Origin of the sequence: Sphingomonas aliaeris, assembly GCF_016743815.1 — a bacterium.
Lineage (GTDB): Bacteria > Pseudomonadota > Alphaproteobacteria > Sphingomonadales > Sphingomonadaceae > Sphingomonas > Sphingomonas aliaeris.
In genome coordinates this window covers 1,304,177-1,330,940 of record NZ_CP061035.1, presented here as the reverse complement: position 1 = coordinate 1,330,940, position 26,764 = coordinate 1,304,177, and the positions used below count along the sequence as shown (strand labels likewise).

At 63.2% G+C, this 26,764-nt stretch carries 31 protein-coding genes and 1 pseudogene; 5 read left to right on the top strand and 27 right to left on the bottom strand.

Features of this window, described 5'->3' with window-relative positions; translation table 11 throughout:
• Nucleotides 1-25: 25 nt before the first annotated feature.
• The gene (locus H5J25_RS06225) at nucleotides 26-451 is read right to left on the bottom strand and encodes a PAS domain-containing protein (protein ID WP_202095194.1); all 426 of its coding nucleotides are present in this window, start codon (nucleotides 449-451) and stop codon (nucleotides 26-28) included.
• Between the two features lie 123 nt (nucleotides 452-574).
• On the opposite strand from H5J25_RS06225, the gene purL reads away from it, so the two are divergent.
• The 4 genes from purL to H5J25_RS06205 all read left to right on the top strand — a co-directional run bounded on the left by purL (nucleotide 575) and on the right by H5J25_RS06205 (nucleotide 4,373).
• Nucleotides 575-2,800, top strand: coding sequence for a phosphoribosylformylglycinamidine synthase subunit PurL (purL, locus tag H5J25_RS06220; RefSeq protein WP_202095193.1), 2,226 nt, complete (start codon nucleotides 575-577; stop codon nucleotides 2,798-2,800).
• Between the two features lie 146 nt (nucleotides 2,801-2,946).
• Nucleotides 2,947-3,117, top strand: a complete 171-nt coding sequence (locus H5J25_RS06215; protein ID WP_202095192.1) for a (2Fe-2S)-binding protein — start codon at nucleotides 2,947-2,949, stop codon at nucleotides 3,115-3,117.
• A gap of 98 nt (nucleotides 3,118-3,215) precedes the next feature.
• A complete protein-coding gene (gene bfr / locus H5J25_RS06210) occupies nucleotides 3,216-3,701 on the top strand; it encodes a bacterioferritin (protein ID WP_202095191.1) in 486 nt (161 codons plus the stop codon).
• Nucleotides 3,702-3,725: 24 nt separating this feature from the next.
• Entirely contained in the window at nucleotides 3,726-4,373 is a 648-nt protein-coding gene (locus tag H5J25_RS06205; RefSeq protein WP_202095190.1) for a histidine phosphatase family protein, read from the top strand.
• 32 nt (nucleotides 4,374-4,405) lie between these two features.
• On the opposite strand, the pseudogene H5J25_RS06200 reads toward H5J25_RS06205, so the two are convergent.
• The 16 genes and pseudogenes from H5J25_RS06200 to H5J25_RS06125 form a co-directional block, all read right to left on the bottom strand.
• Nucleotides 4,406-4,835: pseudogene (locus H5J25_RS06200) on the bottom strand (Hpt domain-containing protein).
• A gap of 145 nt (nucleotides 4,836-4,980) precedes the next feature.
• Entirely contained in the window at nucleotides 4,981-6,348 is a 1,368-nt protein-coding gene (gene der, locus H5J25_RS06195; RefSeq protein WP_202095189.1) for a ribosome biogenesis GTPase Der, read from the bottom strand.
• A gap of 97 nt (nucleotides 6,349-6,445) precedes the next feature.
• Complete coding sequence (locus tag H5J25_RS06190; RefSeq protein ID WP_202095188.1) at nucleotides 6,446-7,768, bottom strand: PQQ-like beta-propeller repeat protein; 1,323 nt, start codon at nucleotides 7,766-7,768, stop codon at nucleotides 6,446-6,448.
• Nucleotides 7,765-8,466, bottom strand: coding sequence for a tetratricopeptide repeat protein (locus tag H5J25_RS06185; RefSeq protein WP_202095187.1), 702 nt, complete (start codon nucleotides 8,464-8,466; stop codon nucleotides 7,765-7,767). Before H5J25_RS06185 ends, H5J25_RS06190 begins: the two co-directional genes overlap by 4 nt.
• Nucleotides 8,467-8,575: 109 nt before the next feature.
• Complete coding sequence (gene panB, locus H5J25_RS06180; protein WP_202095186.1) at nucleotides 8,576-9,436, bottom strand: 3-methyl-2-oxobutanoate hydroxymethyltransferase; 861 nt, start codon at nucleotides 9,434-9,436, stop codon at nucleotides 8,576-8,578.
• Nucleotides 9,437-9,483: 47 nt separating this feature from the next.
• Complete coding sequence (locus H5J25_RS06175; RefSeq protein ID WP_225883389.1) at nucleotides 9,484-9,921, bottom strand: hypothetical protein; 438 nt, start codon at nucleotides 9,919-9,921, stop codon at nucleotides 9,484-9,486.
• A gap of 84 nt (nucleotides 9,922-10,005) precedes the next feature.
• A complete protein-coding gene (locus tag H5J25_RS06170) occupies nucleotides 10,006-10,287 on the bottom strand; it encodes a DUF427 domain-containing protein (RefSeq protein ID WP_202095185.1) in 282 nt (93 codons plus the stop codon).
• A gap of 13 nt (nucleotides 10,288-10,300) precedes the next feature.
• Nucleotides 10,301-10,651 (bottom strand): ArsC family reductase, encoded by a 351-nt coding sequence (locus H5J25_RS06165; protein WP_202095184.1) that lies wholly within the window; start codon nucleotides 10,649-10,651, stop codon nucleotides 10,301-10,303.
• A complete protein-coding gene (gene bla / locus H5J25_RS06160; RefSeq protein ID WP_202095183.1) occupies nucleotides 10,648-11,484 on the bottom strand; it encodes a subclass B3 metallo-beta-lactamase in 837 nt (278 codons plus the stop codon). Before bla ends, H5J25_RS06165 begins: the two co-directional genes overlap by 4 nt.
• Nucleotides 11,485-11,491: 7 nt before the next feature.
• The gene (gene guaA, locus H5J25_RS06155; protein ID WP_202095182.1) at nucleotides 11,492-13,048 is read right to left on the bottom strand and encodes a glutamine-hydrolyzing GMP synthase; all 1,557 of its coding nucleotides are present in this window, start codon (nucleotides 13,046-13,048) and stop codon (nucleotides 11,492-11,494) included.
• An 81-nt stretch (nucleotides 13,049-13,129) separates the two neighbouring features.
• Nucleotides 13,130-15,283 carry a prolyl oligopeptidase family serine peptidase gene (locus H5J25_RS06150; RefSeq protein WP_202095181.1) on the bottom strand — a complete coding sequence of 718 codons (2,154 nt, stop codon included), beginning with the start codon at nucleotides 15,281-15,283 and terminating at the stop codon, nucleotides 13,130-13,132.
• A gap of 173 nt (nucleotides 15,284-15,456) precedes the next feature.
• The gene (gene rplQ, locus H5J25_RS06145) at nucleotides 15,457-15,879 is read right to left on the bottom strand and encodes a 50S ribosomal protein L17 (protein WP_202095180.1); all 423 of its coding nucleotides are present in this window, start codon (nucleotides 15,877-15,879) and stop codon (nucleotides 15,457-15,459) included.
• Between the two features lie 282 nt (nucleotides 15,880-16,161).
• On the bottom strand, nucleotides 16,162-17,223 hold the full coding sequence (locus tag H5J25_RS06140; RefSeq protein WP_202095179.1) for a DNA-directed RNA polymerase subunit alpha: 1,062 nt from the start codon (nucleotides 17,221-17,223) through the stop codon (nucleotides 16,162-16,164).
• Nucleotides 17,224-17,320: 97 nt separating this feature from the next.
• Nucleotides 17,321-17,710, bottom strand: a complete 390-nt coding sequence (gene rpsK / locus H5J25_RS06135) for a 30S ribosomal protein S11 (protein ID WP_034161671.1) — start codon at nucleotides 17,708-17,710, stop codon at nucleotides 17,321-17,323.
• Between the two features lie 61 nt (nucleotides 17,711-17,771).
• Complete coding sequence (gene rpsM, locus H5J25_RS06130) at nucleotides 17,772-18,140, bottom strand: 30S ribosomal protein S13 (protein WP_202095178.1); 369 nt, start codon at nucleotides 18,138-18,140, stop codon at nucleotides 17,772-17,774.
• Between the two features lie 156 nt (nucleotides 18,141-18,296).
• A complete protein-coding gene (locus H5J25_RS06125; RefSeq protein ID WP_225883388.1) occupies nucleotides 18,297-18,617 on the bottom strand; it encodes a hypothetical protein in 321 nt (106 codons plus the stop codon).
• A 95-nt stretch (nucleotides 18,618-18,712) separates the two neighbouring features.
• Here H5J25_RS06125 and H5J25_RS06120 point away from each other — a divergent pair, with 95 nt between their 5' ends.
• Nucleotides 18,713-19,147, top strand: coding sequence for a hypothetical protein (locus H5J25_RS06120; RefSeq protein WP_202095177.1), 435 nt, complete (start codon nucleotides 18,713-18,715; stop codon nucleotides 19,145-19,147).
• On the opposite strand, the gene H5J25_RS06115 is transcribed toward H5J25_RS06120, so the two are convergent.
• From H5J25_RS06115 to rpsH, 10 genes are all read right to left on the bottom strand, one after another.
• On the bottom strand, nucleotides 19,148-20,518 hold the full coding sequence (locus H5J25_RS06115; RefSeq protein WP_225883387.1) for a HAMP domain-containing sensor histidine kinase: 1,371 nt from the start codon (nucleotides 20,516-20,518) through the stop codon (nucleotides 19,148-19,150).
• Nucleotides 20,515-21,207 (bottom strand): winged helix-turn-helix domain-containing protein, encoded by a 693-nt coding sequence (locus tag H5J25_RS06110; RefSeq protein WP_202095176.1) that lies wholly within the window; start codon nucleotides 21,205-21,207, stop codon nucleotides 20,515-20,517. Before H5J25_RS06110 ends, H5J25_RS06115 begins: the two co-directional genes overlap by 4 nt.
• Nucleotides 21,208-21,563: 356 nt before the next feature.
• Nucleotides 21,564-22,214 carry an adenylate kinase gene (locus tag H5J25_RS06105; protein WP_202095175.1) on the bottom strand — a complete coding sequence of 217 codons (651 nt, stop codon included), beginning with the start codon at nucleotides 22,212-22,214 and terminating at the stop codon, nucleotides 21,564-21,566.
• A gap of 36 nt (nucleotides 22,215-22,250) precedes the next feature.
• Nucleotides 22,251-23,597 (bottom strand): preprotein translocase subunit SecY, encoded by a 1,347-nt coding sequence (secY, locus tag H5J25_RS06100; RefSeq protein WP_202095174.1) that lies wholly within the window; start codon nucleotides 23,595-23,597, stop codon nucleotides 22,251-22,253.
• Between the two features lie 239 nt (nucleotides 23,598-23,836).
• Nucleotides 23,837-24,379 carry a 50S ribosomal protein L15 gene (gene rplO, locus H5J25_RS06095; RefSeq protein ID WP_202095173.1) on the bottom strand — a complete coding sequence of 181 codons (543 nt, stop codon included), beginning with the start codon at nucleotides 24,377-24,379 and terminating at the stop codon, nucleotides 23,837-23,839.
• A gap of 171 nt (nucleotides 24,380-24,550) precedes the next feature.
• Nucleotides 24,551-24,727: a 50S ribosomal protein L30 gene (rpmD, locus tag H5J25_RS06090; RefSeq protein WP_055781256.1), complete on the bottom strand. Its 177-nt coding sequence runs from the start codon at nucleotides 24,725-24,727 to the stop codon at nucleotides 24,551-24,553.
• 6 nt (nucleotides 24,728-24,733) lie between these two features.
• A complete protein-coding gene (gene rpsE, locus H5J25_RS06085) occupies nucleotides 24,734-25,465 on the bottom strand; it encodes a 30S ribosomal protein S5 (RefSeq protein ID WP_225883386.1) in 732 nt (243 codons plus the stop codon).
• Between the two features lie 3 nt (nucleotides 25,466-25,468).
• Nucleotides 25,469-25,828 carry a 50S ribosomal protein L18 gene (rplR, locus tag H5J25_RS06080; protein WP_202095172.1) on the bottom strand — a complete coding sequence of 120 codons (360 nt, stop codon included), beginning with the start codon at nucleotides 25,826-25,828 and terminating at the stop codon, nucleotides 25,469-25,471.
• Complete coding sequence (gene rplF, locus H5J25_RS06075; protein WP_202095171.1) at nucleotides 25,828-26,361, bottom strand: 50S ribosomal protein L6; 534 nt, start codon at nucleotides 26,359-26,361, stop codon at nucleotides 25,828-25,830. Before rplF ends, rplR begins: the two co-directional genes overlap by 1 nt.
• Nucleotides 26,361-26,756, bottom strand: a complete 396-nt coding sequence (gene rpsH / locus H5J25_RS06070) for a 30S ribosomal protein S8 (protein ID WP_055781266.1) — start codon at nucleotides 26,754-26,756, stop codon at nucleotides 26,361-26,363. The genes rplF and rpsH overlap by 1 nt, the downstream gene beginning before the upstream one ends.
• Nucleotides 26,757-26,764: the final 8 nt, after the last annotated feature.

Here is a 26,764-nt window from a genome sequence, read left to right as displayed (position 1 = left end):
TGGCGCAGCACAGGATGCGGCCACCCTACCCACCCATTTCCGCCGTGATATCCTGCTTCGTGCCGTACAGCATTACCGCGCGGCCGTTCCGCTTCTGCACGTCGGCGTTCAATCGCATCCAGCGAAGCCCGCCATCGACCCGCCGGATCTGCGCCTCGAAAGTGAAGCTGCCGCACGTTTCCAGCGCCTCGGTTCGCAGGCGTTCGAGCAAGCGTCGCGATTCAGGCACATAGAATTCCAGCGTCGACCGGCGATCGATCGTGGAGCCGCTGGGGAGACCGAACAGGTCGAACACGCCCGTCGACCAGCTCAGTTTCTCGCTCGCCAAGTCGCATTGCCACGCCGCGGGCAATGCCGGCAGGGTCGAAGGCTCCTCATCTGTCGGTAACGTCAGCACAGCGGCCGGCGCGCAGGCCTGACGGATCCAATGACGTTCCTGATGCAAGCTCATCCCTCCCCTTCGCCGGTCGTGCGTTAAAGCGAGGTTAGCCAGTGCGTCGATTTCTGCCGCGCCGCGCATCACGACCGTCAACCACGGGGTGACGAATTGAACCGGCGTCGCTAAAGCGCGGACATGAGCGAAACCAGCCCGCAGATCACCGCCGCGATCGTCGCCGAACACGGCCTGTCCCCGGAAGAATATGAGCGCGTCCTGCACGCAATGGGGCGCGAACCGAATCTGACCGAACTGGGCATCTTCTCGGTCATGTGGTCCGAACATTGTTCGTACAAATCCAGCCGCATCCATTTGAAGAAGCTTCCCACAACCGGGCCCCAGGTGATCTGTGGACCGGGCGAGAATGCCGGGGTGATCGACATTGGCGACGGGCAGGCGGCGATCTTCAAGATGGAGAGCCACAATCATCCGTCCTATATCGAGCCCTATCAGGGCGCGGCGACGGGGGTCGGCGGCATCCTGCGCGATGTGTTCACGATGGGCGCGCGGCCGGTCGCAAACCTGAACGCGTTGCGGTTCGGTTCGCCCGATCACCCCAAGATGAAGCATCTGATCGCGGGCGTCGTTCACGGCATTGGCGGGTACGGCAATTGCGTCGGCGTGCCGACCGTCGGTGGCGAGGTGAATTTCCACCCGGCCTATGACGGCAACATCCTCGTCAACGCGATGACCGTGGGCGTCGCGGATCAGGACAAGATCTTCTACTCGGCCGCCAGCGGTGTAGGCAATTCGATCGTCTATGTCGGCGCGAAGACCGGCCGCGACGGCATTCATGGGGCAACGATGGCGTCGGCTGACTTCGGCGAGGATGCGGATGCGAAGCGCCCGACGGTGCAGGTCGGCGATCCGTTCACCGAGAAATTGCTGATCGAGGCGTGTCTGGAGCTAATGTCGAGCGACGCGATCGTCGCGATTCAGGACATGGGCGCGGCGGGACTGACATCTTCATCCGTCGAGATGGCGAGCAAGGGCGGCGTCGGGATCGAACTGATCATGGACGACGTGCCGCAGCGCGAAACCGGCATGACGCCGTACGAGATGATGCTCTCCGAATCGCAGGAGCGCATGCTGATGGTGCTGAAGCCCGGTCGGGAGGATTTCGCAGAGGCGATCTTCCGCAAGTGGGAACTGGACTTTGCGGTCATAGGGCATGTCACCGAAACCGGGCGAATGGTGCTGAAATGGAAGGGGAACGTCGTCGCGGACATTCCGCTCGCACCGCTTGCCGACGAAGCGCCGCTATACGATCGTCCGCATGTGCCGACGCCACCGGCAAAGGCGCTCGTCGATGTGCCGGAAAGCAAGGATATTGCCGCCGACCTCGTCAAGCTGCTGGGATCGCCGGATATCGCCTCGCGTCGCTGGATCTGGGAGCAATACGACCACATGGTCGGTGGAGACACCGTGCAGCGGCCCGGTGGCGATGCAGCGGTTGTGCGCGTTCACGGTACGCCCAAGGGGCTGGCAATGACGACGGACTGCACGCCGCGATATTGCTTCGCCGATCCGTATGAAGGCGGAAAGCAGGCGGTGGCGGAGGCATGGCGCAATCTGAGCGCAGTCGGTGCGAAGCCGCTGGCCGTCACCAACTGCCTCAATTTCGCCAACCCGCAGCGTCCGGAGATAATGGGTCAGATCGTCGGGTGCCTGGAGGGGATGAGCGACGCCTGCCGCGCTCTCGACTTCCCGATCGTGTCAGGCAACGTCTCGCTATACAACGAATCCAAGGCGACGGGCGGCGGCTCCGCGATCCTGCCGACGCCGGCGATCGGGGGCGTCGGCCTGTTGGCGGATTGGTCGAAGAGCGCGACGATCGCGTTCAAGGGCAGCGGCGATATCATTCTGGCAGTCGGAACGCGACGCGGCGATCTCGGCCAGTCCTTATGGCTGCGCGAATGTCACGCCCGCGAGGAAGGGCCGCCGCCGCGTGTCGACCTCGACCTCGAGCGGAAGGCGGGCGACCTGATCCGCGAAGGCGTGACCAAGGGACAGCTGACGTCGGTACACGACGTGTCCGACGGCGGTATCGCGGTCACGATCGCCGAGATGGCGCTTGCCGGAAACATCGGGGCGATGATCGACCGCAAGCAACCGTTCGATTGCGCGCACAGCTTCTTCGCAGAGGATCAGGGCGTGTATATCGTCACGGTCGAGGACAGCGCCCTGATGGATTTCCTGGGAGCAGCGCACGCGGCCGGGGTGGAAGCCGAGCCGATGGGTCGGACAGGCGGCAAACGTTTGATCTTCGAACGCCCGAATCGCGATGATGTCGTGACACTTGAGACGTTGCGAAGCGCGCATGAGGGATTCTTCCCGACACTGATGGGGTCGGCTGCCGCCTGATCCGGGAGCAGATGAATGTCTCTGGCATTCATCCAATACCGAACGGTCGCCAGGGTATCGACCGGTCATAATGCGAGTCATGCGCAAAAGCGCTTGCGATCAATTCGCATTAGCCCTAGTTTGCTCCGCGAGAGGTGGAGCATCACATGGTCGTTTGCGTCTGTAATGCGATTAAGGAAACGCAGGTTCGCGAGGCGGCCCGCAACGGCGCGACCAGCGCGTGCCAAGCTTATCGCAGTCTAGGACGGCAGCCGAAATGTGGTCAATGCGTGCCGTTCGCGCGATCCATTATCGATGCGGAACGTGCTGCTGCGTAGCGTTCTCACTCGCTAAAAACCGCGGAAATCCGCCATTTTTTGGCTGGGCGGGACAGGTGAATTGAGCTATTCGTCTCCGTAACGAACGGAGACATAACATGCGCGGCGATCCCAAGGTTATCGATTATCTGAACGAGGTGCTCAAGAATGAGCTGACGGCCATCAATCAGTATTGGCTGCATTATCGGCTCTACGATCACTGGGGCGTTCGGAAGCTGGCCGAATTCGAGAAGCACGAATCGATCGACGAAATGAAGCACGCGGATATGGTTGCCGAGCGCATCCTGTTTCTCGACGGCCTGCCGAATTTCCAGCTGCTCGGTCGTTTGCGTATCGGGGAGTCCGTACAGGAAGTGCTGCAAGCGGATCTGGACCTCGAACTGGAGGCCCTGCCCCCGTTGCGCGACGCGATCGAGCATTGCGAAAAGGTCCGTGACTATGTCAGCCGTGATCTGTTCCGCCGGATCCTCGACAGCGAGGAAGAGCATGTCGACACGCTGGAGCGCCAGTTCGAGATGATCGGCCGAATGGGCATCGAGAATTACGTCCAGCTGCAAAGCAGGCCTGCGAACGAAGAGATTTAAGCTTTGCCATGATGTCACTGTGACGTGGGGCTGGTGCGATGCGCCGGCCCCTTTTCTTTGTGCCGTTTTACGATCCTAAACCGGGGCAAACCCTTCGATGTCGACGGTCTTCTTATAAACCACCCGGAGGTCGTGATCGCGCCCGGCACACCAATCGAACGCTGGTGCCTGAGCGCGACCGACATCGATCGTATGAGAGCGATTGCGGCTTTGCCGATGATTGCCGGTGTCGGCGCGATTTGGGCAAGCACAGAAACGAAAGCGATCGAAGCCGCCGGCATACTAAGCGCGGCGCACGGCTTGGGCATCCAAGTTGCCGAAGACCTTGGCGAGAACGACCGGACTAGCACCGGATTTCTGCCACCGTCCGAATTCGAACGCGCGGCGGACGCATTTTTCGCGCAGCCCGAAACCAGCGTTCGTGGCTGGGAACGCGCTGTCGACGCCCAGGCGCGCGTGCACCGCGCGGTAAGCCGGATCGCCTCCAGTCATGTGAACGGCGATCTTGCGATCGTTGCCCACGGGGCTGTCGGCACATTGCTGTTTTGTATGCTGGCAGGAAGCCTGATCAATCGATCGTTCGATCAACCGTTTCAGGGCCATTTCTGGCGGGCGTCCTTGCCCGACCTGCGCCCCATCGAGGGCTGGAAGCCGATCGCGCCCCGGGCTTAGGAGCTCACACCGAAGCGAGCCACGAACCCGGCTTAGAGGGTGCGGCGTCCAAAGCCGGTGCCGGGACGGCGCGGCACCAACGGATTGGCTTCGCGTTCCAGCAATGCCAAAGTCTGTTCGAACATCGGGCGCAGCTGGACGACATGCTCCAGCGCCTCATCGGGAGTGTCGTGATTTTCGACACAATCGCGTGCGATCGATCTCGATCACCTCTGCGAGCGCACCGAGCGGTTCGGCACCGAACTGACGCGCCTCCCCTTTCAGAGTATGCGCCGGGATAACGAGAGCGGCCGCATTGTTCGCGCGCATCGCAGTCTCGATCGTCGCGACGGACTTTACGCCGTCCTCCCGGAAATATCCCAGGATACGAACGAACCCTGCGCCAAGCTCGGCGCGGGAACGCTGAAAGGCGGCCCAATCCACCAAAGTGCTGCCTTCGAACGACACCGGTATCTCCTCCATTGGCACGACATGCCGTTGAGATCACCCGATCCTTCTATCGTCGGCGAGTAAACGTAAGGTTGACGTCCGGCATCTTTCGACCGCTGCGAATACCGGCCCAAGCAATTGATACTTGAGAAGCTTTATTACGCAGACGGTCAACAGCCTACCGGTCGAACGGGTTCTTGGGCGCGCGCAACGTCAGGCGCACCGGAACCGCCCCGAAGCCGAGATCTCGCCGAATTCCGTTGATCAGATAGCGCTGATAACTCGTCGGTAATTGATCGACGCGTGTGCCGAAAAGGATGAAGCCGGGGGGCCGGGTTTTGGCCTGGGTGAGGTAGCGCAGCTTGATCCGCTTACCGCCGGGTGCGGGCGGCGGATTGGCCTCGACCGCCTTTTCGAACCAGCGGTTGAGCTCACCGGTCCCGATCCGCTTCGACCACGCCTCGCGCGTTTCGAACGCGACCTTGATCAGCATGTCGAGGCCCTTGCCCGTCGCCGCCGAGACCGTGAGCACCGGCACGCCCTTGACCTGGCTAAGCCCCTCTTCGAGCGCCGCCTTGACGCCGTTGAACAGCGAACTGGCATGTTCCGCCACGTCCCACTTGTTGAGTGCGACGACCAGCGCGCGCCCTTCTTCGAGCGCGGCAGAGGCGATGCGTAAATCCTGCGCCTCCAGCCCACGAGTCGCGTCCAACAGAAGTACGACGACCTCCGCGAAATCGATCGCGTGCAGTGCGTCCGCAACGGAGAGCTTTTCCAGCTTGTCCTGTACGTTCGCGCGCTTTCGCATGCCGGCGGTATCGATCAGCCGGACGGCGCGCGGTTCACCGTCCTCGTCGTGCCACGTCCAGTCGACTGCGATAGAATCGCGCGTGATGCCGGCCTCTGGCCCGGTGATCAGCCGTTCCTCACCCAGCATGCGATTGATGAGCGTCGACTTGCCGGCATTGGGTCGTCCGACGATTGCCAGCTTCAACGGTGCACTGAGGTCGTCCTCGCCATATTCCGGCTCCTCCTCAACATCCTCGCGGTCGATATAAGGAAGCAAAGCCTCGAATAGGTCGCCCATGCCCTCGCCGTGCTCAGCCGAGAGCTGGACCGGGTCGCCATAGCCAAGCGCGAGCGATTCGAGGATGCCGGCCTCGCCTGCCTTGCCCTCGGCCTTGTTCGCGACAAGTACGATCGGGGTGTCGGAACCGCGCAGCCAGCGGGAAATCTCCTCCTCCAGCGGTACGACGCCAACGCGCGCATCGATCATGAACAGGGCGACATCGGCCTGCGCGACGGCGGCCTCGGTCTGCTGGCGCATGCGGCCGGGCAGCGTGGCGGCGTCCTCGTCTTCATAACCCGCGGTGTCGATCACGCGGAAATCGACGCCGACGAGCGTCGCATCGCCCTCGCGCCGATCGCGCGTCACGCCGGGGCGATCGTCGACCAAAGCGAGCTTCTTGCCGACGAGGCGATTGAATAGAGTCGACTTGCCGACATTGGGACGGCCGATAATCGCGACCACGGGGAGCTTGGACATGCGCGCGCCTTAGCCCGGTTGGCACAAAAGGTCACGCGGTGTGACGTCCGTATTACCAAGGGGGTGGCCCGCACCGTGAGGTGCGGGCACCGATCGCTTACCGGTAGGTGGCGATCCGCCCCTTCATGTCCAGCACGTACAACGTATTGTTTGCAACGATCGGGGCAAGATTGAACGGAGCGCCCGACTTTACGACGGTGCCCGGTTCACCTGTCGTGACCGCGACGGAAACGATCTCGCCCTCCGAATTCGTCAGGATCAGACGACCGCCGGCGAGCACCGGGCCGAACCAGGTGATCGTGCCCGAACGCTTCTTCTCGTTGGTGAACGCCCGCAACTGGCTGATCCAACGGACCTTGCCCGTCGCACGCGACAGACAGACCAGACGGGCATCGTCGGTGACGAGAAACAGCCATTCGCCCGCGATCCACGGCGTGGAAATGCCGGCAAAATTCTGTGCCCAGACGCGGCGACCTGTGGCGATATCGATCGCGACGGTACGACCGCCCTGCCCGACCGCATAAACGCGACCCTGATCGATTACCGGCGACGCATCAATGTCCGACAGCGACGAAACCGAGGTGGAAATTGCGGAGCGCGACAGTGCGTCCTGCCACAGAGCACGACCATTTTCGTAGCGATACGCGTTGAGTTCGCCCGACGAGAAGCCGGCAACGACCGACCCCGATCCCGCGGCCGGGGCGGCAACACCGAACACGCCTTGCGATTCGAGGCTGCCCGAGGACTGCCATGCCGTTTTGCCGTCCGACTGGTTGAGCGCAAAAAGCTGGTTGTCCTGGCTCAACACATAGACGTTGCCGTTGGAAATAGTCGGCGCACCGCGCAACGGGCCACCGGGCTTGCTGCGCCACAATTCCTTGCCGTCCGCCGCATTCAGCGCGACGACGTCGCCAAGGCCGTCCGTCGCAAAAACCTTGCTATCGTCGAAGCTTACGCCGCCGCCGAAACGGGCTTCCTGATTCTTCTTGCCGCTGGTCAGCGTGACCGACCAGACGCGCGCGCCGGTGTCGGCTGCGAAAGCGTGGACCGTCGCACTGACGTCCATCGCGTAAAGCCGCCCCTCGCCTACGACGGGCGGCGAAGCGAGACGCTGGCGATTGCTGCCGCCGTCGATCTGCGCGGTCCAGCCGCGCGACAACGTTTGGCCGAGCGCCAACTGGCCCATCGACTTGGCCGCGTTACCGCCCGGCTGCGTCCATTCGGTATTTACCTCGGGCGCCGGCAGCAGGACTTCGACCGCGGCAATCGTCTTGTCTGCCTCAACCGGCGCTTCGGACAGCAGGATCGGCACGCGATCGCCCAGGACGGGAGTCTTCTTCCCGCCGCCCTTGAAGATGCCGCAGGCGCTGAGCGCCATCAGCGCCGCGATAGCGAGCGACGCCCTGGTCCGTGTCATCATGGTGCTTTCGTTTCCTTAACGGTATCGACCGCGTCGATCCCCAATACCCCGGCCATCTGAACCGCGCGTTGACGGATCGTTGCGGGGACGGCCTCGTCCTTCGCGATCTGCGCAAACATCGGCCCGGCAAGATCGTTGCGGTTCATGCGCAGATAGGCGGCGCCGACCAGTTCGCCGGCACTTCCGAACCACGGGTTGCCTTTGACTACCAGTGGCTTGAGCCGCGTCACGACGACATCGGGCTTCAACGTATCGAATTCGGCCGAAGTCTGCCGGATCAGCCCGAGATCACGGAATGGCTGCGCCAGGGACTCGTCTGCGGCGATCTCGCCGAACTTGGCAGCGGCACCCTTCAGATCGTTCTTCTGCAGCAGGATGTTACCCTGGCTGAACTTTGCCGACGCGCGCACGCCATCGACGTCCGATGCAGCCAGCTTCGCGAGCGAACCTGAAGCGGCATCGACCCGCTGAGCGGTCAGATCGTCCAAAGCGGCGGTCAGTTGCTCTCCGGCGACGCCGGCCGCTTCGGTCTGACGGTGATTCCAGTATAACGCGCCGCCGAACAGCGCGAGCGCGATCACGATACCGCCGACGAGCCAGCGCCCGTAACGCGTCCAGAAACTGGTCAGCTGATCGCGGCGGAGTTCTTCATCGACCTCACGCAGGAAAGCTTCGTCGGTGTGCGGCGTGACGGCCAAGGCAGGCTCCAGATCGGGTCGGGGAATGGGAAGGCGCGGACCTTAGCGATGCGCGCCCGTCAGGGAAAGGGGCGCGGGCGCAAGCTGTTTGCGGGTCGGCCCGAGCAACTCAGTTTTTGGGTTGATAGGTTTGTTCCGGCCCCGGAAAGGATCGCGACCGGACGTCCGTTGCATAGGTCTCGACCGCGGCAGAAATACGACCAGCCATATCGTCGAATTTCTTCACGAACCGCGCCGTGCGTTCGAACAGGCCGAGCATGTCTTCGGTGACCAGAACCTGACCATCGCAATCGGCCGATGCTCCGATCCCGATCACGGGGCAGGATACTTCCGCCACGATCGCACGGGCGAGTGGTTCGATCACGCCTTCCGCGACGATCGCGAACGCACCCGCCTCCGCAATGGCCTTGGCATCGGCGATGATCTTCGCATGTTCGGGAGCGCTACGGCCGCGCGCGCCATATCCGCCGAGCGCGTTCACCGCCTGCGGCGTGAGGCCGATATGGCCCATGACCGGAATGCCGCGCGCCGACAGGAACGCGACGGTCGGGGCCATCGCCGCGCCGCCCTCCATCTTGATCGCCGCTGCGCCGGTTTCGGCCATGACGCGCGATGCGGACAGGAACGCCTGTTCAGGGCTCGCCTCGTAACTGCCGAATGGCATGTCGATGACGACGACCGAATGGTACGATCCGCGGACGACTGCCGCCCCGTGCGCGCACATCATGTCGAGCGTCACCGGCAACGTGGATGGCAGGCCGTAAATCACCTGACCCAGACTGTCGCCGACGAGCAGCAGGTCGCAATGCGGATCGAGCAGTTGCGCCATCCGCACCGTATAGGCCGTCAGCATTACCAGCGGTTCCTTCCCCTTGCGGGCCAGGATAGCGGGAACGGTCAGGCGCTTCATCGGCGCGGGCGTGGGGTTGGCACGGCTGGTCGACGTGTCGATCGTGAAGGTCGTAGACATTGCCGTCGGTTAGCCCATCGCCGGAGTTGACGCCAGCCGCACGCCGCTCACGATGTCCACCCTCGTCGGCGTGCCAACCCGGCGAACCAGATCTGGAATATCGCGATAGCGGCGATCAGGATGGGGAACAGAGCCGCAGTTGCGAACCCCTTGACGGCGATCAGGTCCGTAACCGCAAAGATGTATCCGAACATCACGACGATCAGGACGAGTGACAACACGAACAGGGGGCGACCCAGGCCGGACCGCAGCAGCAGGGCAATCGTGCCGATGAGCCCGCTCCACACTGCCGCACCGTAAACCCAGATGAACCAAGAAGGGCGACTGGCCAGCAACGCACGATCATATGCGCTGAGGCGCGCCAGTTGCTCGGGCGTCGCGGAAACGTCCTGATAGAAAGCGACGACGCCCATCACGCCCCAGAAGAGCAGCAGGAAGCCGACCAGCCAGAACCACAGGGGTGCCCTGTTGCGTCGCATCGTCATCGCACTCCCCTCCCGTTTATCTGGCGGCAGAGTGCGCTGACGATTGGAGAAATGCAAATCCGTGCGCGGATGACCGGCAACGGGTCAGCCGACCTCGACCCCCTTCCAGAAGGCGAACCGGCCCTTGATCTCCGCAGCCGCAGCTTTGGGATCGGCATAATACCAGGCGGCATTCGGGTTCCGCTCGCCATCCACGACGATCGTCTTGTAGCTGGCATCGCCCTTCCACGGGCAGTGCGTGTGCGTATCGCTATCCTCGAACAAGGAGGCATCCACGCTGTCCGCCGGAAAATAGTGGTTGCCTTCGACCACGACCGTATCGTCCGATTGTGCGATCACTGCGCCATTCCATCGTGCCGTCGTCATACAGAAGGTCCTATCAGCTTATGCCGGATTCCAGATAGGTATCCGGCTTGAACCCTGCCAGCAGCACGTACCCGGATTGCAGGATCGGGCGTTTGATCATCGACGGCTGCGCGACCATCAAGGCGATCGCCTTGTCTTCGTTCATATCGTTACGGTCGGCATCGGGCAGTTTACGGAACGTCGTACCCTGTCGGTTGAGCACAGTTTCCCAGCCAAGAACGCCACACCACTGTCGCAACGTCTCCGCGTCGATCCCGGCTTTCTTATAGTCGTGGAACGCATAGGCGACCTGGTGGTCGTCCAGCCATGTGCGGGCCTTCTTCATCGTGTCGCAGTTTGGAATGCCGTGCAGCGTCACGGTCATTTGGCGGTCCTCTGCTTGGCGAAGTCGGTCGCGAAGGCCGCGCGGGCGTCCCGGACCATCTTTGGGAGAACCGCCCGATCGATCAGGGTGTTGCTGGCTACGCGGCTCAGCAGATCGACGGACTCCGGGTGGAACGGCAACACGATATCGGCCTTCATCGCGCCGAGCCGGTCGAAGCTTTTGCGGAAATCTGCGACGATGCCCGGATATCGCCGGTTCCCAACCAAGCAGTTGCCAGCAACGGTAAGGCTGCATGCGAACAGCACGTCGAGCGGCCGCCGGTTCTGGACGATGCGCACCGACCAACTCGTGCAGCCGGGCGTGTGACCTGGCGTTGACACGGCGCGCAACGTGACGTCGCCGAGGGTCACGCGATCACCGTCGCGTACCGCACGATCCACCGGGACGGCGGGGAAGCGGATTACGCCATAGCTCGTCTCGCCCGGTGGTATGCCGCTCTCCAGCGCGGCGCGGTCGCCGGCACCGGCGACCAGCTTCGCGCCCGTCATCCGCCTCAGCGCCGCGATCGCCGCGACGTGATCGAAATGCGCATGGCTGGCGAGAATCAGCTTAACGTCGCGCAGCTTGACGCCACGCGCCGCGATGTTGCGCGCAACGACGGGGGCGTTCTCCTCCATCGTGCCGTCGATCAGGATCGCACCGCCGGACGTGTGGATGAGATAGGCCGCGAGCCCTTCGGTGCCGACATAATCGATCGGCCCGATCACGCGGAACGGCGCGATCGGACGCGTCCAGGCAGGTGGATTCTTCGCCACTGCCGGCTCGGCCAGGGCGGCGACCGCAACGATCGCGAGACCGATCCGCCCGATCATCGCCGCGTCATTCCCACTCGATCGTGCCCGGCGGCTTCGACGTATAATCGTAAGTGACGCGGTTGATGCCGTTCACCTCGTTGACGATCCGCGTCGCGACACGAGGCAGGAAATCGCCGGGGAACTGGAACGCCTGCGCGGTCATACCGTCGGTCGATGTCACTGCGCGCAGGGCAAGCACGAAATCATAAGTCCGCCCGTCGCCCATCACGCCGACCGTGCGCACCGGGAGCAGCACGGCGAACGCCTGCCAGATCGCGTCGTACAGGCCTGCGTTGCGGATTTCCTCAAGGTAGATCGCGTCGGCCTTGCGCAGGATATCGCAGCGCTCCTTGGTCACCTCGCCCGGAATACGGATCGCGAGGCCCGGTCCGGGGAATGGGTGCCGCCCGACGAACGCCTCGTTCAGCCCGAGTTCGCGGCCGAGCACGCGCACCTCGTCCTTGAACAGTTCGCGCAAGGGCTCGACCAGCTTCATGTTCATGCGTTCGGGCAGACCGCCGACATTGTGGTGGCTCTTGATCGTTACGGACGGACCACCGGTGAAGCTGACGCTCTCGATCACGTCGGGGTAGAGCGTACCCTGCGCGAGGAACTCCGCGCCGCCGATCTTCTTCGCCTCGGCTTCGAACACATCGATGAAGGTCGCGCCGATGAACTTCCGTTTCGCTTCCGGATCCGTGATGCCGGCGAGCCCGTTCATGAACAGGTCCTGCGCCTGAACATGGACAAGCGGGATGTTGTAGTGGTTGCGGAACAGGCCGACGACCTGCTCGGCCTCGCCAGCGCGCAATATGCCGCCGTCGACGAATACGCAGGTCAGCTGATCGCCGATCGCTTCGTGGATCAGCAGGGCCGCAACCGAGGAGTCAACACCGCCGGACAGGCCGCAGATTACCCGGCCCGTACCCACCTGCTTGCGGATTTCCTCGATCTTGGCGGCGCGGAAGCCGGCCATCGTCCAATCGCCTTCCAGCCCGCAGACGTGGCGGACGAAGTTGCAGATCAGCTTGGCTCCGTCCGGCGTGTGGACGACCTCCGGGTGGAACTGCATCGCGTAATAATGCCGGTCGTCGTCGGCGATGACGGCGAAGGGGGCGCCGGGGCTGGCGGCGACGGGACGGAAGCCGGGGGCAAGCGCGGTGACCTTGTCGCCGTGGCTCATCCAGACCTGATGATTTTCCTGTGTCGTCCACAGCCCGTCGAACAAAGCGCAGTCGTCGGTCACCTCGATCACGGCGTGACCGAATTCGCCGCTGTCGCCGAGCGTTACGGTACCGCCCAATTGATGCATCAGCACCTGCTGCCCATAGCAGATGCCGAGGATCGGCAGTCCGCTGTCGAGGATCGCCTGGGGCACACGGGGGGAGCCGTCGTCGAGCACCGAGGCCGGGCTGCCCGACAGGATCACGCCCTTCGGCTTCATCCGGTCGAACGCTTCGGCGGCATTCTGGAACGGGGCGATCTCGCTATAGACCCCCGCCTCGCGGACGCGCCTGGCGATGAGCTGGGTCACCTGGCTGCCGAAATCTACGATGAGGATGGAGTCGGGATGCTGGATCATGGCGCCAGATAGCGGGAGCCGGCGCGAGATGCCAGCCCACGCCCTTCCCGGCGTGCAGGGAAGAGCGTGGGGGCGGTTCGGTTACTGGACGGGCTTCACCTGCAAGCCGGTCCATTTGGCGGCGAAGGCCCAGTTATCGGCGGCTTCCTCGATCACCTTGTCGGTCGGTTTGCCGCTGCCGTGGCCGGCGCGGGTCTCGATGCGGGCAAGGTGCGGTTTGTCGCCGATATCCGCCGCCTGCAGCGCGGCGGTGTATTTGAAGCTGTGGCCGGGGACGACGCGATCGTCCGTATCGGCCGTCGCGACGAGGATCGCGGGATACGCGCGACCGCCCTTGATGTTGTGATAGGGCGAGTAGCTGTACAGCGTACGGAAGTCGGCCTCCTTCGACGGGTAGCCGTAGTCATCGACCCAGTAGCGGCCCGCCGTGAAGCGGTCGAAGCGCAGCATGTCCATGACGCCGACCGCAGGCAGTGCTGCGGCGAACAGATCGGGCCGCTGGTTGGTGACCGCACCGACGAGCAGGCCGCCATTCGATCCGCCCTGGATCGCGAGACCGTCCTTCGTCGTGATCCCCTGCGCCTTCAGATACTCGCCCGCCGCGATGAAGTCGTCGAACACGTTCTGTTTATTGGCGAGGCGTCCGCCGTCGTGCCACGTCTTGCCATATTCGCCACCGCCGCGAATGTTCGCGACCGCGAGCACGCCGCCCTGTTCCATCCAAACCAGCCGGGTGGCGGAGAAGCTGGGGGTGGTCGAGATGTTGAACCCACCATAAGCGTAGAGCAGGGTCGGCGCAGGACCCTTCAGCGATTTCTTGCGGACGACGAACATCGGCACCTTCGTTCCGTCCTTCGACGGATAGAAGACCTGCGAGACGTCATAGGCTGCGGGGTCGAACGCGACCTTGGGCTTGGCGAATTCCTCGACCCGGTTGGTCTTCGCATCGTAGCGCAGGATCCAGGCCGGATAGTTGAAGCTGCTGAACGCGAAGAAGGTTTCGGAATCGGTGCCGTCACCGCCGAAGCCTGAGGTCGTACCGATCGCGGGCAATGGCACCTTGCCTTCCGCCTTGCCATCGAGCGAATAGCGGCGGACTTCGCTCTTCACGTCGACCAGATAGGTCGCGATCAGCTTCCCGCCGATGATGCTGGCACCTTCGAGCACCGCCTTGTCCTCCGGAACGATGTCGGTGACCGGCGGGCTGGCCGAGCGGGCGAACAGGTTCATCATCACGATCTTCTGCCGTGGTGCGTCCTTGTTCGTCATCCAGTAGAAATTGCCGCCGACATTACCGGCCAGCGACCATTCGTTCTCCAGACCCTTCACGATCGTCCGCGGCGCGGGCGTCGGTGCGGTCAGGTCGATGACGGTGATCTGGTAGCGGTTGTCGGTACCCTGCGTCGTCGTGATGACCAGCCATTTGCCGTCGTCCGTCACCTGCACCTGATGCCCGTATTTCGGGTTTTCCGGCGTGGCGTAGACCATCGTATCGGCGGACTGCACGGTGCCCAGCGTGTGGAAGAATACCTGCTGGTTTTCGTTCAGCGCCTGGAACTTGGCGCCTTCCGCGGGGGCGGCGAAGCGCGAGTAATAGAAGCCGGACCCGTCCTTCGCCCAGGCAATGTTCGAGAATTTGACCCACTCGATGGTGTCGGTCGCGACCGTGCCGGTAGCGACGTCGAGCACCTTGACCGTGCGCCAGTCGGTGCCGCCGTCCTGGATCGCATAAGCGAGCTTCTTGCCGTCGTCACTGGGCGCCCATTCGGCGAGTGCGGTGGCGCCGTCCTTCGCCCAAGCATTCGGATCGATCAGTAGGCGCCCCTCGCCGCGCAGCGTATCGCGGACGTAGAGCGCGGCTTGATTCTGCAGACCGCTGTTCCGGCTGTAGAAATAGCGGCCGCCCTTCTTCACCGGAACGCCGAAGCGTTCGTAATCGAGCAGCTGCTTGATCCGCGCCTTGAAGATGTCGCGGCCGGGCAATGTCGCGAGATAGGCATTGGTGACAGCATTTTCGGACGCGACCCAGGCGGCGACTTCCTTGTCGGTTCGGACGTCGTTTTCCAGCCAGCGATAGGGATCGGCTACCTTTACGCCGAATTGCTCGTCGACCTGATCGACCTTGCGGGTTTCGGGATATTGCATCGGGAAGGCCTTGATCGGGGTGGGAGACGCCTGGGAGAATGCGGGTGGTGCAATGGCGATCAGGGCAATCAACGGAACTACGCGGCGCATCCAAGACTCCAGACATGCAAAAGGAGCCGCACTCTATCGAGTACGGCTCCTTTTGGAAGGCTTGTCCTGGCGGTGACCGGGTGCCGAGAGCGGATCGCCCGCGGTGGGCCCCCTCCACCACTCGGCTGAAGGAGCCGAGCGGTCCCCCTCCCCGTACCGGGGAGGATCAGGAATTATGCCGCTTCGTTGTAATCGTCGTCCGAATAGACTGGGCCCGAATCCTGGCCCTTGGCATCGACGTCGCGATCGACGAATTCGATGACCGCCATCGGCGAGGCGTCGGACAGGCGGATGCCGGCCTTGATGATGCGGGTATAGCCGCCGTTACGGCCGGCATAGCGATCGGCCAGAACGTCGAACAGCTTCACGAGCTGCGCATCGTCGAGCAGGCGGGCATGCGCGAGGCGACGGTTGGACAGGCCACCCTTCTTCGCCAGCGTGATCAGCTTTTCGACGTACGGACGCAGTTCCTTCGCCTTGGCGACGGTCGTGGTGATCTGTTCGTGCTTGATGAGCGCTGCCGACATATTACGGAACAGGGCTGTACGATGGGCCGAGGTACGCTGAAGCTTACGGCCGCCTACGCGATGACGCATGTTTTATGTCCTTCTTCGTTCGTTATGGGGCCGTTTGACGGAACCCCGTACCAGGCGGTGCGAAACGGGCCACCGCCCAAAACCCTTGGAAGTTAACGGAAGGTCACACGGTATGAGCCGTGCCGTCTTCCGAAGTTCACAGAAAGTCACACGGTATCGACCACTGTGACTTCCGGTGTTGCCGGGCCGCCGTGGCAAAGCCACGTCGTCGGATGGAGCCTTCGGCACCACCGGCCGGGCTGGTTTCGTCTCCGGCGCAGCTTTCGCTGCGCCGGTGCGAAATCAGCCCATGATTTCCTGTTCGAGCTTCTTGGCCATCTCTTCGATGTTTTCCGGCGGCCAGCCCGGAATTTCCATCCCGAGGCGGAGACCCATCGACGAGAGGACTTCCTTGATTTCGTTGAGCGACTTGCGGCCGAAATTCGGCGTGCGCAGCATCTCGGCCTCGGTCTTCTGAACCAGATCGCCGATATAGATGATGTTGTCGTTTTTCAGGCAGTTGGCCGAGCGAACCGACAGTTCGAGCTCGTCGACCTTCTTGAGCAGGTAACGGTTGATCTGCTGCGTATCGCCAGCCACTTCGCCCGTCGATGCCGGAGCAGCGTGGCCGATCGGTGCCGAACGTGCGACGCTGGAATCGTCGAAGTGGACGAACAGAGCGAGCTGGTCCTGAAGGATGCGACCGGCATAGCCGACTGCGTCTTCCGGGGTGACGGTGCCGTCGGTTTCGATCGTCAGCGTCAGCTTGTCGTAATCAAGTTCCTGCCCGACGCGGGTATTCTCGACCTTGTAGCTAACCTGCTTGACCGGCGAATACAGCGCGTCGACCGGGATCAGGCCGATCGGCGCATCGGCCGGACGGTTGGCGACCGCAGCGACATAGCCCTTACCAACATCGGCGGTTAGTTCCATGTTGAGCGTCGCGCCATCGTCCAGATGGCAGATGACCAGAGCCGGGTTCATCACTTCGATGTCGCCCGACACGGCGATGTCACCGGCAGTGACGGTTGCAGGACCGGTCGCCGACAGCTGGAGACGCTTCGGGCCTTCGCCCTGCATGCGCAGTGCGATCTGCTTCACGTTCAGGACGATGTCGGTCACGTCTTCACGAACGCCGGCGAGCGACGAGAATTCGTGCAGCACGTTCTCGATCTTGATCGAGGTCACCGCAGCACCCTGCAGCGACGACAGCAGGACGCGGCGCAGCGCGTTGCCGAGCGTCAGGCCGAAACCACGCTCCAGCGGCTCGGCAACGAAGGTCGCCTTGCGCTTGCCGTCTCCCGACTTCTTCTCGAGACCGTTGGGCTTCTTGAGTTCCTGCCAATTCTTTGCATTGACGGACATGGGCTTCCCCTTGGTTTTGGACCGGTGCGGGCGGGCCCCGGCCATGAGAGAATCGGCTGCGCGGCGTGATCAACCGCGCGCAGCCGAGAAACGAAGATCAGACGCGACGACGCTTCGAAGGGCGCACGCCGTTGTGCGGGATCGAGGTGACGTCGCGGATCGAGGTGATCTGGAAACCGACAGCCTGGAGCGCGCGCAGTGCCGATTCACGACCCGAACCCGGGCCCTTCACTTCGACTTCAAGCGTGCGGACGCCGTGTTCGGCGGCCTTCTTGCCAGCGTCTTCCGCTGCGACCTGCGCAGCATACGGGGTCGACTTGCGCGAGCCCTTGAAGCCCATCATGCCGGCCGAGGACCACGAGATCGCGTTGCCCTGGGCATCGGTGATCGTGATCATGGTGTTGTTGAAAGACGCATTCACATGGGCGACGCCCGAAGTGATGTTCTTGCGCTCACGCCGCTTAATGCGTTGCGGTTCACGTGCCATTTTAAATTCCTAATCCCTGATAAAGGTAAGCGAGCCGCCGCAAGACGCGACGGCTGCGAGCTTACTTCTTCTTGCCGGCGATCGGCTTTGCCTTGCCCTTGCGGGTACGGGCGTTCGTGTGCGTACGCTGACCGCGGACCGGCAGGCCCTTACGGTGACGCAGACCACGATAGCAGGCGAGATCCATCAGGCGCTTGATGTTCATCGCGACCTGACGACGGAGATCACCCTCGACGGTGTAATCGGCGTCGATCGTTTCGCGAATCTGCAGCACTTCCTGATCGGTCAGGTCCTGCACGCGACGCTCTGGCGCAATGCCCAGCTTTTCGGTGATCGCCTTGGCATGCGTGTTACCGATGCCGTGGATGTAGGTGAGCGCGATGACGACGCGCTTGTTGGTCGGGATATTTACCCCGGCGATACGAGCCATGAATTAAATTCTCCTGCTCCACGGGGCAGCATGGCTGCAGCCCCATCTCATAGCGTTGATGCACATCCCTAAACGCAAGAACGCGGCGCACGCAAACAGCGCCGCCGGGACCGGTGTTTCGGAATGATCGCCAGATAAGGTTGCGACACGCACGAGTCAAGCGATGGGTTCCACCCCATTCCGCAATTCGATGCGGCGCAGTTTAAGCCATTTGTTGAACGCGACCGCGGTCCAGGCAAGTTCGACGAGCCCGAACGGCCAAGCCCCCTGCAAAAAGCCGTAGGCCGACCCCATCAGGCACCCGGCGGCGAAGGCGAGCGTCCACCAATGGCTGCCCGCCTCCTTCATATAGCAGACCAGCATGAAGGTGACGGCAAACAGGCCGAACAGGGTCAGTGCGTCCATTCCGTCCCCATGCCCCGTGCGGATCGCCCCGCCAAGTCCGAGCCGCGACCGGACCACGAAAATTCCACCCATAATACACGTCGATCGGGTACAAAATCATCCGATCCGGTTCACTTACTTTCGATTAACCCCGAGACGGAAGAATGGCCGTCCAAGAAGGGACGACAATGCATTCTATCGTGAATAACGTGAAGCTGGGCTTTATCGAGGTGACCGTCGAGGGTCTATGGACCGAACATCATTTCGAGCAGTTCGCCGCCGATCTTCGGGCCGCGATCGTCGCCTTTCCCGATATCGGCTGCCCGCCAATGACGCTGTACAACTATACCGGCGCATCGATCCAGACCCAGTCGATCGTCGCGCGGATGCAGGCGCTGGCGCACCACCCCGCGATGATCGACCGTCGCGTCGCGATGTACACGGAAGGCTGCCTCGCCCGCCAGCAGGCCAAGCGCGTCGCGGGCAATCGCACCAACATGCGCGTATTCGATTCCCGCGAGTGCGCGTTGGCGTTCCTCGCCGAAGGGTTCAACCCGGCAATGCCCGATATCGCGCATCATGCCGGCGCGGCGACGCAGGTTGTGCAGAGCGCCACCGGCTGATCATCGCGGCACGACGATCGCGGCTATCAGTCCGGGCGCATTGTCGCCGAGTTCCAGCCTGCCGCCATGCAACCGCGCAACCGCGGCGACGAGCGACAGTCCCAGCCCCGCCCCGGGAATCGTCCGCGCGCTGTCGAGACGGCCGAAGCGGCTGAGCGCCTGTTCGCGGTCCGCCTCCGCTATACCGGAACCGCGATCCTCGACTTGTAGACGGATTTCATTCGTCCCGGGCACGAACGCGGCCCGCAAGGTGATCTGTCCGCTCTTTCCGGCGTGACGCAGCGCATTGTCGATCAGGTTGGTGATCGCCTGCGTCATCAGTTCACGATGCATGACGATATCCGGCAGGTTAGGTTCGACTTCTGCCGTAAGGACTATCCCGGCATCTTCGGCCACGGGTTCGTAGAGTTCAGCGATCTCCTCGATCAGCGCGGCGGGCGCGATCGTCGTGAAGCGATTGCGCGAGACCGATTGCGAGCGCGTGATCTCCAATAAGGTCGACAGCATCCGCATCACGAGATCGGTTTCGACCAGCAATCCGGACAGCGCCACATCGCGCTGCACCGGATCGGTGACGAGGATCGCGGTCTCGGTCTTCGCGCGCAGTCGGGCGATCGGGGAGCGGAGGTCGTGCGCGAGACTGTCAGTGACGATGCGCAGTTCGCCCATCAGCCGTTCGACCTTGTCGAGCATCGCGTCCAACCGGATCGACAGGCGATCGAATGCGTCGCCGCCGCCCGCGACCGAGCCGACCCGTTTGGTCAAATCCCCCTGCCCCACCCCCTCGATCACCGCGGCGATCGCGTTCAGCCGGCGTCCGACGTAACGGGCGACGACCAGCCCGCCGCCGATCCCGAACATCAGCGACAGCGCCGTCGCGAGCAACAAGGCCCGTTCGATCCCGCGCCTTTCCTGCTGCCAATCGTCCATGAGATGCCCGCTTACGAGACGATAGGCGCCGATCCGTCGGACGGTATACCCCGCCTCCTGCCCCGCCCACGGCTCTTCGTCACCCAGCGCGCCGACGCGGAAACCATCCCGGCGCGGTGTTTCGATCGACAGATGGTCTGGGCCGATACCGCTGCGCTTGCGGCCTGTGTCGTCGATGACGAGTGCGATGAGCGAGGTGTCGGACGACCGGGCAGCGTCGTCGATCGCTGCGATCAAGGCGGGCATGCCGCCCGATCGATATACCGAAAGGAACGCATCGGATTGTTCTGTCGTGTCGCGGCGCACCGCCTCGACCGCGTCGCTATGGATCTGTTGCCACAGGAAGGCGGCGAGGACGAGGTTGGTGGCCATCGCCAGCGCGATCGCCAGCAGCGCGATCCGCGCGGTGACGGAAAGGCGGAGTGCGCGGGTGCGGTTCAAGCGTCGAGCGAAAGGCGATAGCCCGCCCCGCGCACGGTGTGCAGGATAGGCTGGGCAAAACCGTCCTCCAGCTTGCGGCGCAGGCGGCCGATATGCACGTCGACCACGTTCGATCCCGGATCGAAGTGATAGTTCCAGATCTTCTCCAGCATCATCGTGCGCGTGACGACCTGCCCCGCGTGACGGGCAAGATATTCGAGCAGGTTGAATTCCCGCGCGCCGAGCGGGATAGCCCGCCCCTGCCGTACGACGGTGCGGGCGAGCAGATCGATCTCGAGATCGCCGACGCCGAGCCGCGTGGTCTGCGCCGACGCTTGCGGGCGCTCGAAACGGCGCAACAACGCCTCCACGCGCGCTGACAGTTCCGCGAAGGAGAAGGGTTTGACCAGATAGTCGTCGGCGCCCGCATGCAACCCGTCGACGCGATCATCGACCGTAGCGAGCGCGGACAGGACCAGCGCCGGCGTACTGACACCAGCGGCGCGGACGGCGTTGATCATCGACAGACCGTCCAGGCCGGGAAGCATGCGATCCGCGATGATGAGGTCGAAGATCCCCTCGCTCGCCAGGAACAAACCGTCACGTCCGTCGCCGCACGTTTCCACGGCGAAACCCGCCTCGGCGAGGCCCTTGGCGAGGTAGGCCGCGGTGGCGGTGTCGTCTTCGACGATCAGGATCTTGCGCGTCATGAGGCGTATCCGGCTGGACCCTGTGTGTAGAATAGGAAGAGGCCGGCGGAAAGCGTGCACTTTCCGCCGGCCTTCGGCACGCCCAGGGGTCGCGTTCGCGCCGAAGTCGCTATGCCTGCACCTTCCGGGCGATGCATTACCGGAAGACGGGGAGTCGGCAGTCGCTGCCTCTGTCGACCGGTGTACCCGTTCGGCCTTGCCGGATCGGTGACGCGCCGATGAAAAAACCGTCATGTGGAAAGGTTCGACGTGTCGATAAGACGTCGAACTCAGCCCGCCCGAAGCCCTAGCCGCAGGCTGATCGCGCCACGTTAGTGCTTTTGGTAATTATCGGGACGGGGCGGTCCCCCCGCCGCTTACTTTGCGTCGAGGATCGTTACGATCGCGGCTGTCACCTGATCGATATCCGCCATGCCATCGACACGACTGACCAATCCGCGCGCTTCGTAGATCGGCAGGATCGGCGCAGTCTTGCCGCGATATTCCTCCATGCGCGTCCGCACGGTTTCCTCGTTGTCGTCCGGGCGGCGCTTGAACTCTGTGCCCCCGCACGTGTCGCAGACGCCAGCGACCTGCGGCTTGTGGAACTCGTCGTGATACCCTGCACCGCAATTGCCGCAGGTATACCGGCCAACGATCCGTGCGACGAGCGCATCCTCGTCGACTTCGAGTTCGATCACGTGATCGAGCGTCCGACCGCGATCCTGCAACAGCGTGTCGAGCTGCTGCGCCTGCGCTGCGGTGCGGGGATAGCCGTCGAAGATCACGCCGCCGACCGTATCCGCCTCGTCCAGTCGTTCGCCGATGATGCCGGAAACGATGTCGTCCGACACCAGTCCGCCCGATTCCATGACCGACTTCGCCTTCAAGCCGGTCGGTGTGCCGGCCTTGACCGCGGCGCGCAGCATGTCGCCGGTCGAAAGCTGCACCATGCCGTAGCGCGTCATCAGCCGTGCGGCCTGCGTGCCTTTGCCGGCACCCGGAGGGCCAAGAAGGATGATATTCACGACAGCATTCCCCTCACGTCGTCACGTTCGATCCGCTTAGCGGAGCCGCCCGCCCTTCAGCTTCGCCTTCTTGATCAGATCGCCATACTGGTGTGCCAGCAAATGCGACTGGATCTGCGTCACCGTATCCATCGTTACGTTGACCACGATCAACAGGCTAGTCCCACCCAGGTAGAACGGGATGCTGAGCGCCGATACCAGATATTCCGGCAGCAGGCAGATCACCGTCAGATAGGCCGCACCGATCACGGTGATGCGCGTCAGGACGTAATCGAAATACGTCTCGGTATTCTTGCCGGGGCGAATACCGGGAACGAAGCCGCCATAGCGCTTCAGGTTGTCCGCGGTTTCTTCCGGGTTGAACACGACCGCGGTGTAGAAGAACGAGAAGAAGATGATGCCGGCGCCGTACAGCAGCATGTACACCGGGCTGCCGTGCTGCAGATACTGGTTCAGACTGATCACGAAATCGCCCCAGCGGGATTCACCGGCAACGCGCTGGCCCGCAAACTGGCTGATGGTCAGCGGCATGAGCAGCAGCGACGATGCGAAGATCGGAGGGATCACGCCCGCGGTGTTGATCTTGAGCGGCAGATGGCTGCGATCGGCCTGCATGCCGCGCTGCGTCTGGCGCTTGGGATACTGAATCAGGATGCGGCGCTGCGCGCGCTCCATGAAGCAGATGAAGAGCACGAGCATCACGACCGCGGCGATGATCGCGATCAACGTGCCGCCGCCCATGCTGCCCGAACGTCCGCCCTCGAACAGGTTGAACAAGGTCGTCGGCAGGCTGGCGACGATGCCGGCCATGATGATCAACGACATGCCGTTGCCGATGCCGCGTGCGGTGATCTGCTCACCCAGCCACATCAGGAACATGGTACCGCCGACCAGGCTGACCACCGCGACGATGCGGAACAGCATGCCCGGATCGACCACAGCCCCGCCCGCTTCATACCCGACGGCGAGGAAATAGCCCTGCACCGCGGTGAGCGCGACCGTCCCGTAGCGCGTGTATTGGTTGAGCCGCTTACGACCGCTTTCCCCGTCCTTCTTGATCGCGGCGAGCGCGGGCGACAGCGAGGTCGCGAGCTGCACAACGATCGACGCGGTGATATAGGGCATGACGCCCAGCGCGATCAGACTGGCGCGACCGAGCGAACCGCCCGAAAACATGTTGAAGAAATCGAGCACGCCGCCGCTGGTGCGGTTGGCGAGGTTGACCAGCTTGACCGCGTCAATCCCCGGCAACGGCACATAGGACAGCATCCGGAACACGATCAGCACGCCGATGGTGAACCACAGGCGCTTCTTGAGATCGGTCGCCTGCGCGAATTTCGAGAGACTGAGGCCTTGGGCCATCTGGTCGGCTGCGGATGCCATTCTGATCTATCGTCCCAAATACCAGCCCGATCTACCGGGCCGGGAAACAAAAGCGGCGGGAAACGTTATCCGCCCCCGCCGCCCATATAGTCACGCTTCGAGGCTTGTCTAACCTTCCGGGAAATTAGTTCCCCTCAGGCATTCGCCGAGGTACGCCCGAAAGACTTTACCGGACGGATAGTCGCGCCAGACCGGCGCGATCCGTCCAACCGTTCCCCGACTCGCGTCGGGGACGGCGATCAGGCCTTGAACGATGCCTTATGCGCCTTGCGCTCGGCGTACTTCGTGCCCTTCTTCGCGGCAGCCTTGTCGGCAGCTGCGACGACTTCGATCACCGAAACCGAACCGCCAGCCTTCTCGACCGCTTCGATCGCGCCCTTCGACGCGCCGGCGACGGTGAAGGTCAGCTTCGACGACAATTCGCCCTTGCCGAGCAGACGGACGCCGTCCTTGCCACCACGTGCCAGGCCAGCAGCCTTCAGCGCGTCATGGTCAAGCGAGGCGCCAGCCTCGATCTTGCCGGCGTCGATCGCCTTCTGGATCGCGCCGAGGTTCACTTCGGCATAATCCTTGGCGAAGATGTTGTTGAAGCCGCGCTTCGGCAGACGCATGTGAAGCGGCATCTGGCCGCCTTCGAAGCCGGCGATGCTGACGCCCTCGCGGCTCGTCTGACCCTTGATACCGCGACCCGAGGTCTTGCCCTTGCCAGAACCGATACCACGGCCGACGCGCATGCGGGACTTACGGGCACCTTGATTATCGCGGAGATCGTTCAACTTCATGATATGCACTCGCTTTCGCTTTTTTCGCGCTGATGGGATGATTTGGAAGCGGCGCGGTTAGCGGACCAGGCCGAGCCTGTCACGCGCCAAATGGCCGCATCCGGGGCAGTCCGCAGACCATGCCCCAAAACCGCAACCCTCCCCCGCCGGAGCGGGAGAGGGTCAGGGATCTTACTTTTCGACGCTCAACATGTGCGAGACCTTGCGGATCATGCCCCGGACTTCCGGAGTATCCTCGAGTTCACGCGTCTTGTGCATCTTGTTCAGGCCGAGACCGATCAGCGTCGCGCGCTGGTCCTTCTCGCGGCGAATCGGCGAACCGGTCTGCGTCACTTTGATGGTAGCCATTGTCGTTTACTCCACGATCGCTTCGGCGTCGGCCTGCGGCGCATCAGCGCCACCACGACCGAGCAGGTCCGCGATCTTTTTGCCACGACGCTGCGCGACCGACTTCGGCGAGACCTGTGCAGTCAGCGCTTCGAAGGTCGCACGGATCATGTTGTACGGGTTGGACGTGCCGACCGACTTGGTCACCACATCGCCCACGCCCAGCGATTCGAACACGGCGCGCATCGGGCCACCGGCGATGATGCCGGTACCGGCAGGAGCCGAGCGAACCGTGACGAGACCGGCACCGAAGTGACCGCGACCGTCATGATGCAGCGTACGTCCGTCCTTGAGCGGAACGCGGATCATGGCCTTCTTCGCGGCCGCAGTGGCCTTGGAGATGGCTTCAGGAACTTCGCGTGCCTTGCCGTGACCGAAGCCGACGCGGCCCTTGCCGTCGCCGACGACGACGAGTGCTGCGAAGCCGAAGCGCTTACCGCCCTTCACCGTCTTCGAGACGCGGTTGATGTGGACCAGCTTCTCGATCAGCTCTTCGCCGCCATCGTCGCTGCCGGGACGGCCGCCACGATTGTCACGACCGCCGCGATTGTCGCGACCGCCACGATTCTGGCCACCGCCACCGGGACCGCCACGACCACGGCCGCCGCGGGGTGCGCCGCCGGGACCACGGTTTTCCTGGGGAACCGGCGCACCGTCTGGCGAAGCTGCTGCTTCGGTCGGAATGATGTCGTCAGCCATGTCTTAGAACTCCAATCCGGCAGCGCGGGCGGCTTCCGCCAGCGCCTTGACGCGACCGTGGAACAGGAAACCGCCGCGGTCGAACACGACCTGCGTCACGCCTGCCGCCTTGGCCGCTTCGGCAACGCGGGTACCGACCGAAGTCGCCGCGTCGATCGTCGCGCCGGTCGTGCCGCGCACGTCCTTTTCCAGCGTCGACGCCGAGGCCAGGGTCTTGCCCTGTGCGTCGTCGATCACCTGGGCGTAGATGTGGCGACCCGAACGGTGGATCGACAACCGCGGGCGGGTGCCGCCACGCGAACGAAGCGCGGTGCGAACGCGAAGACGGCGCTTCGCGAAGAGGGAGAGACCTTTGGTGCTCATTACTTCTTCTTCCCTTCCTTGCGGAAGATGAACTCGCCGTCGTACTTGATGCCCTTGCCCTTGTACGGCTCGGGCTTACGCCAGCGACGGATTTCCGCGGCCAGCTGACCGACCTTCTGCTTGTCCGACCCCGAAATCTCGATCGTCGTGTTGTCCGGCGTCTTCACCTCGATGCCTTCCGGCACGTCGATGTTGACGTCGTGGCTGTAGCCGAGCTTCAGGTTCAGGTTACGACCCTGCGCTGCCGCACGATAGCCGACGCCGGTGATCAGCAGCTTCTTGGTGAAGCCATCCGACACGCCGGTGATCAGGTTCTGGACCATCGTCCGCTGCATGCCCCAGAAGGCACGCGCACGCTTGGTCTCGTTGGCCGGCTGCACCGAGATGCCGCCTTCTTCCATCGTGTAGCTGATCTCGTCGCGGAGCGGCATGGTCAGGGTGCCCTTGGGGCCCCTCACGCTGAGAACCGCGCCTTCGATGTTCGCCGTCACGCCCGATGGGATCGTGACCGGCTTCTTGCCGATGCGGCTCATCAGAATACCTCCGCCAGGACTTCGCCGCCGACATTCTGTTCGCGCGCTTCGGCGTCGGACAGAACGCCGCGAGGCGTCGATACGATGGTGATGCCCAGGCCGTTCATGACGCGGGGCAGTTCGGTCGAACCCGAATAGACGCGGCGACCCGGCTTCGAGACGCGGGCGACATGCTTGATCGCGGGCTGGCCCTCGAAATACTTCAGCTCGATGCGGATGCCGGCCGCGGGGCCCATCTGCTCTTCGCTATAGCCACGGATATAGCCTTCGCGCTGCAGCACGTCGAGCACGCGGGCCCGAAGCTTGCTGCCCGGAGTCAGGACGGAGTCCTTCTTCGCGCGCTGGCCGTTGCGGATGCGGGTGAGCATATCACCCAGTGGATCGGTCAATGCCATCTTCGGAT

What these genes read in the sequence shown, in the direction of transcription:
- H5J25_RS06225 (WP_202095194.1), bottom strand. Translation starts at nt 451, where the DNA reads ATGAGCTTGCATCAGGAACGTCATTGGATCCGTCAGGCCTGCGCGCCG.
- purL (WP_202095193.1), top strand. Translation starts at nt 575, where the DNA reads ATGAGCGAAACCAGCCCGCAGATCACCGCCGCGATCGTCGCCGAACAC.
- H5J25_RS06215 (WP_202095192.1), top strand. Translation starts at nt 2,947, where the DNA reads ATGGTCGTTTGCGTCTGTAATGCGATTAAGGAAACGCAGGTTCGCGAG.
- bfr (WP_202095191.1), top strand. Translation starts at nt 3,216, where the DNA reads ATGCGCGGCGATCCCAAGGTTATCGATTATCTGAACGAGGTGCTCAAG.
- der (WP_202095189.1), bottom strand. Translation starts at nt 6,348, where the DNA reads ATGTCCAAGCTCCCCGTGGTCGCGATTATCGGCCGTCCCAATGTCGGC.
- H5J25_RS06190 (WP_202095188.1), bottom strand. Translation starts at nt 7,768, where the DNA reads ATGATGACACGGACCAGGGCGTCGCTCGCTATCGCGGCGCTGATGGCG.
- panB (WP_202095186.1), bottom strand. Translation starts at nt 9,436, where the DNA reads ATGTCTACGACCTTCACGATCGACACGTCGACCAGCCGTGCCAACCCC.
- H5J25_RS06175 (WP_225883389.1), bottom strand. Translation starts at nt 9,921, where the DNA reads ATGACGATGCGACGCAACAGGGCACCCCTGTGGTTCTGGCTGGTCGGC.
- H5J25_RS06170 (WP_202095185.1), bottom strand. Translation starts at nt 10,287, where the DNA reads ATGACGACGGCACGATGGAATGGCGCAGTGATCGCACAATCGGACGAT.
- H5J25_RS06165 (WP_202095184.1), bottom strand. Translation starts at nt 10,651, where the DNA reads ATGACCGTGACGCTGCACGGCATTCCAAACTGCGACACGATGAAGAAG.
- bla (WP_202095183.1), bottom strand. Translation starts at nt 11,484, where the DNA reads ATGATCGGGCGGATCGGTCTCGCGATCGTTGCGGTCGCCGCCCTGGCC.
- guaA (WP_202095182.1), bottom strand. Translation starts at nt 13,048, where the DNA reads ATGATCCAGCATCCCGACTCCATCCTCATCGTAGATTTCGGCAGCCAG.
- H5J25_RS06150 (WP_202095181.1), bottom strand. Translation starts at nt 15,283, where the DNA reads ATGCGCCGCGTAGTTCCGTTGATTGCCCTGATCGCCATTGCACCACCC.
- rplQ (WP_202095180.1), bottom strand. Translation starts at nt 15,879, where the DNA reads ATGCGTCATCGCGTAGGCGGCCGTAAGCTTCAGCGTACCTCGGCCCAT.
- H5J25_RS06140 (WP_202095179.1), bottom strand. Translation starts at nt 17,223, where the DNA reads ATGTCCGTCAATGCAAAGAATTGGCAGGAACTCAAGAAGCCCAACGGT.
- rpsK (WP_034161671.1), bottom strand. Translation starts at nt 17,710, where the DNA reads ATGGCACGTGAACCGCAACGCATTAAGCGGCGTGAGCGCAAGAACATC.
- rpsM (WP_202095178.1), bottom strand. Translation starts at nt 18,140, where the DNA reads ATGGCTCGTATCGCCGGGGTAAATATCCCGACCAACAAGCGCGTCGTC.
- H5J25_RS06125 (WP_225883388.1), bottom strand. Translation starts at nt 18,617, where the DNA reads ATGGGTGGAATTTTCGTGGTCCGGTCGCGGCTCGGACTTGGCGGGGCG.
- H5J25_RS06120 (WP_202095177.1), top strand. Translation starts at nt 18,713, where the DNA reads ATGCATTCTATCGTGAATAACGTGAAGCTGGGCTTTATCGAGGTGACC.
- H5J25_RS06110 (WP_202095176.1), bottom strand. Translation starts at nt 21,207, where the DNA reads ATGACGCGCAAGATCCTGATCGTCGAAGACGACACCGCCACCGCGGCC.
- secY (WP_202095174.1), bottom strand. Translation starts at nt 23,597, where the DNA reads ATGGCATCCGCAGCCGACCAGATGGCCCAAGGCCTCAGTCTCTCGAAA.
- rplO (WP_202095173.1), bottom strand. Translation starts at nt 24,379, where the DNA reads ATGAAGTTGAACGATCTCCGCGATAATCAAGGTGCCCGTAAGTCCCGC.
- rpmD (WP_055781256.1), bottom strand. Translation starts at nt 24,727, where the DNA reads ATGGCTACCATCAAAGTGACGCAGACCGGTTCGCCGATTCGCCGCGAG.
- rpsE (WP_225883386.1), bottom strand. Translation starts at nt 25,465, where the DNA reads ATGGCTGACGACATCATTCCGACCGAAGCAGCAGCTTCGCCAGACGGT.
- rplR (WP_202095172.1), bottom strand. Translation starts at nt 25,828, where the DNA reads ATGAGCACCAAAGGTCTCTCCCTCTTCGCGAAGCGCCGTCTTCGCGTT.
- rplF (WP_202095171.1), bottom strand. Translation starts at nt 26,361, where the DNA reads ATGAGCCGCATCGGCAAGAAGCCGGTCACGATCCCATCGGGCGTGACG.
- rpsH (WP_055781266.1), bottom strand. Translation starts at nt 26,756, where the DNA reads ATGGCATTGACCGATCCACTGGGTGATATGCTCACCCGCATCCGCAAC.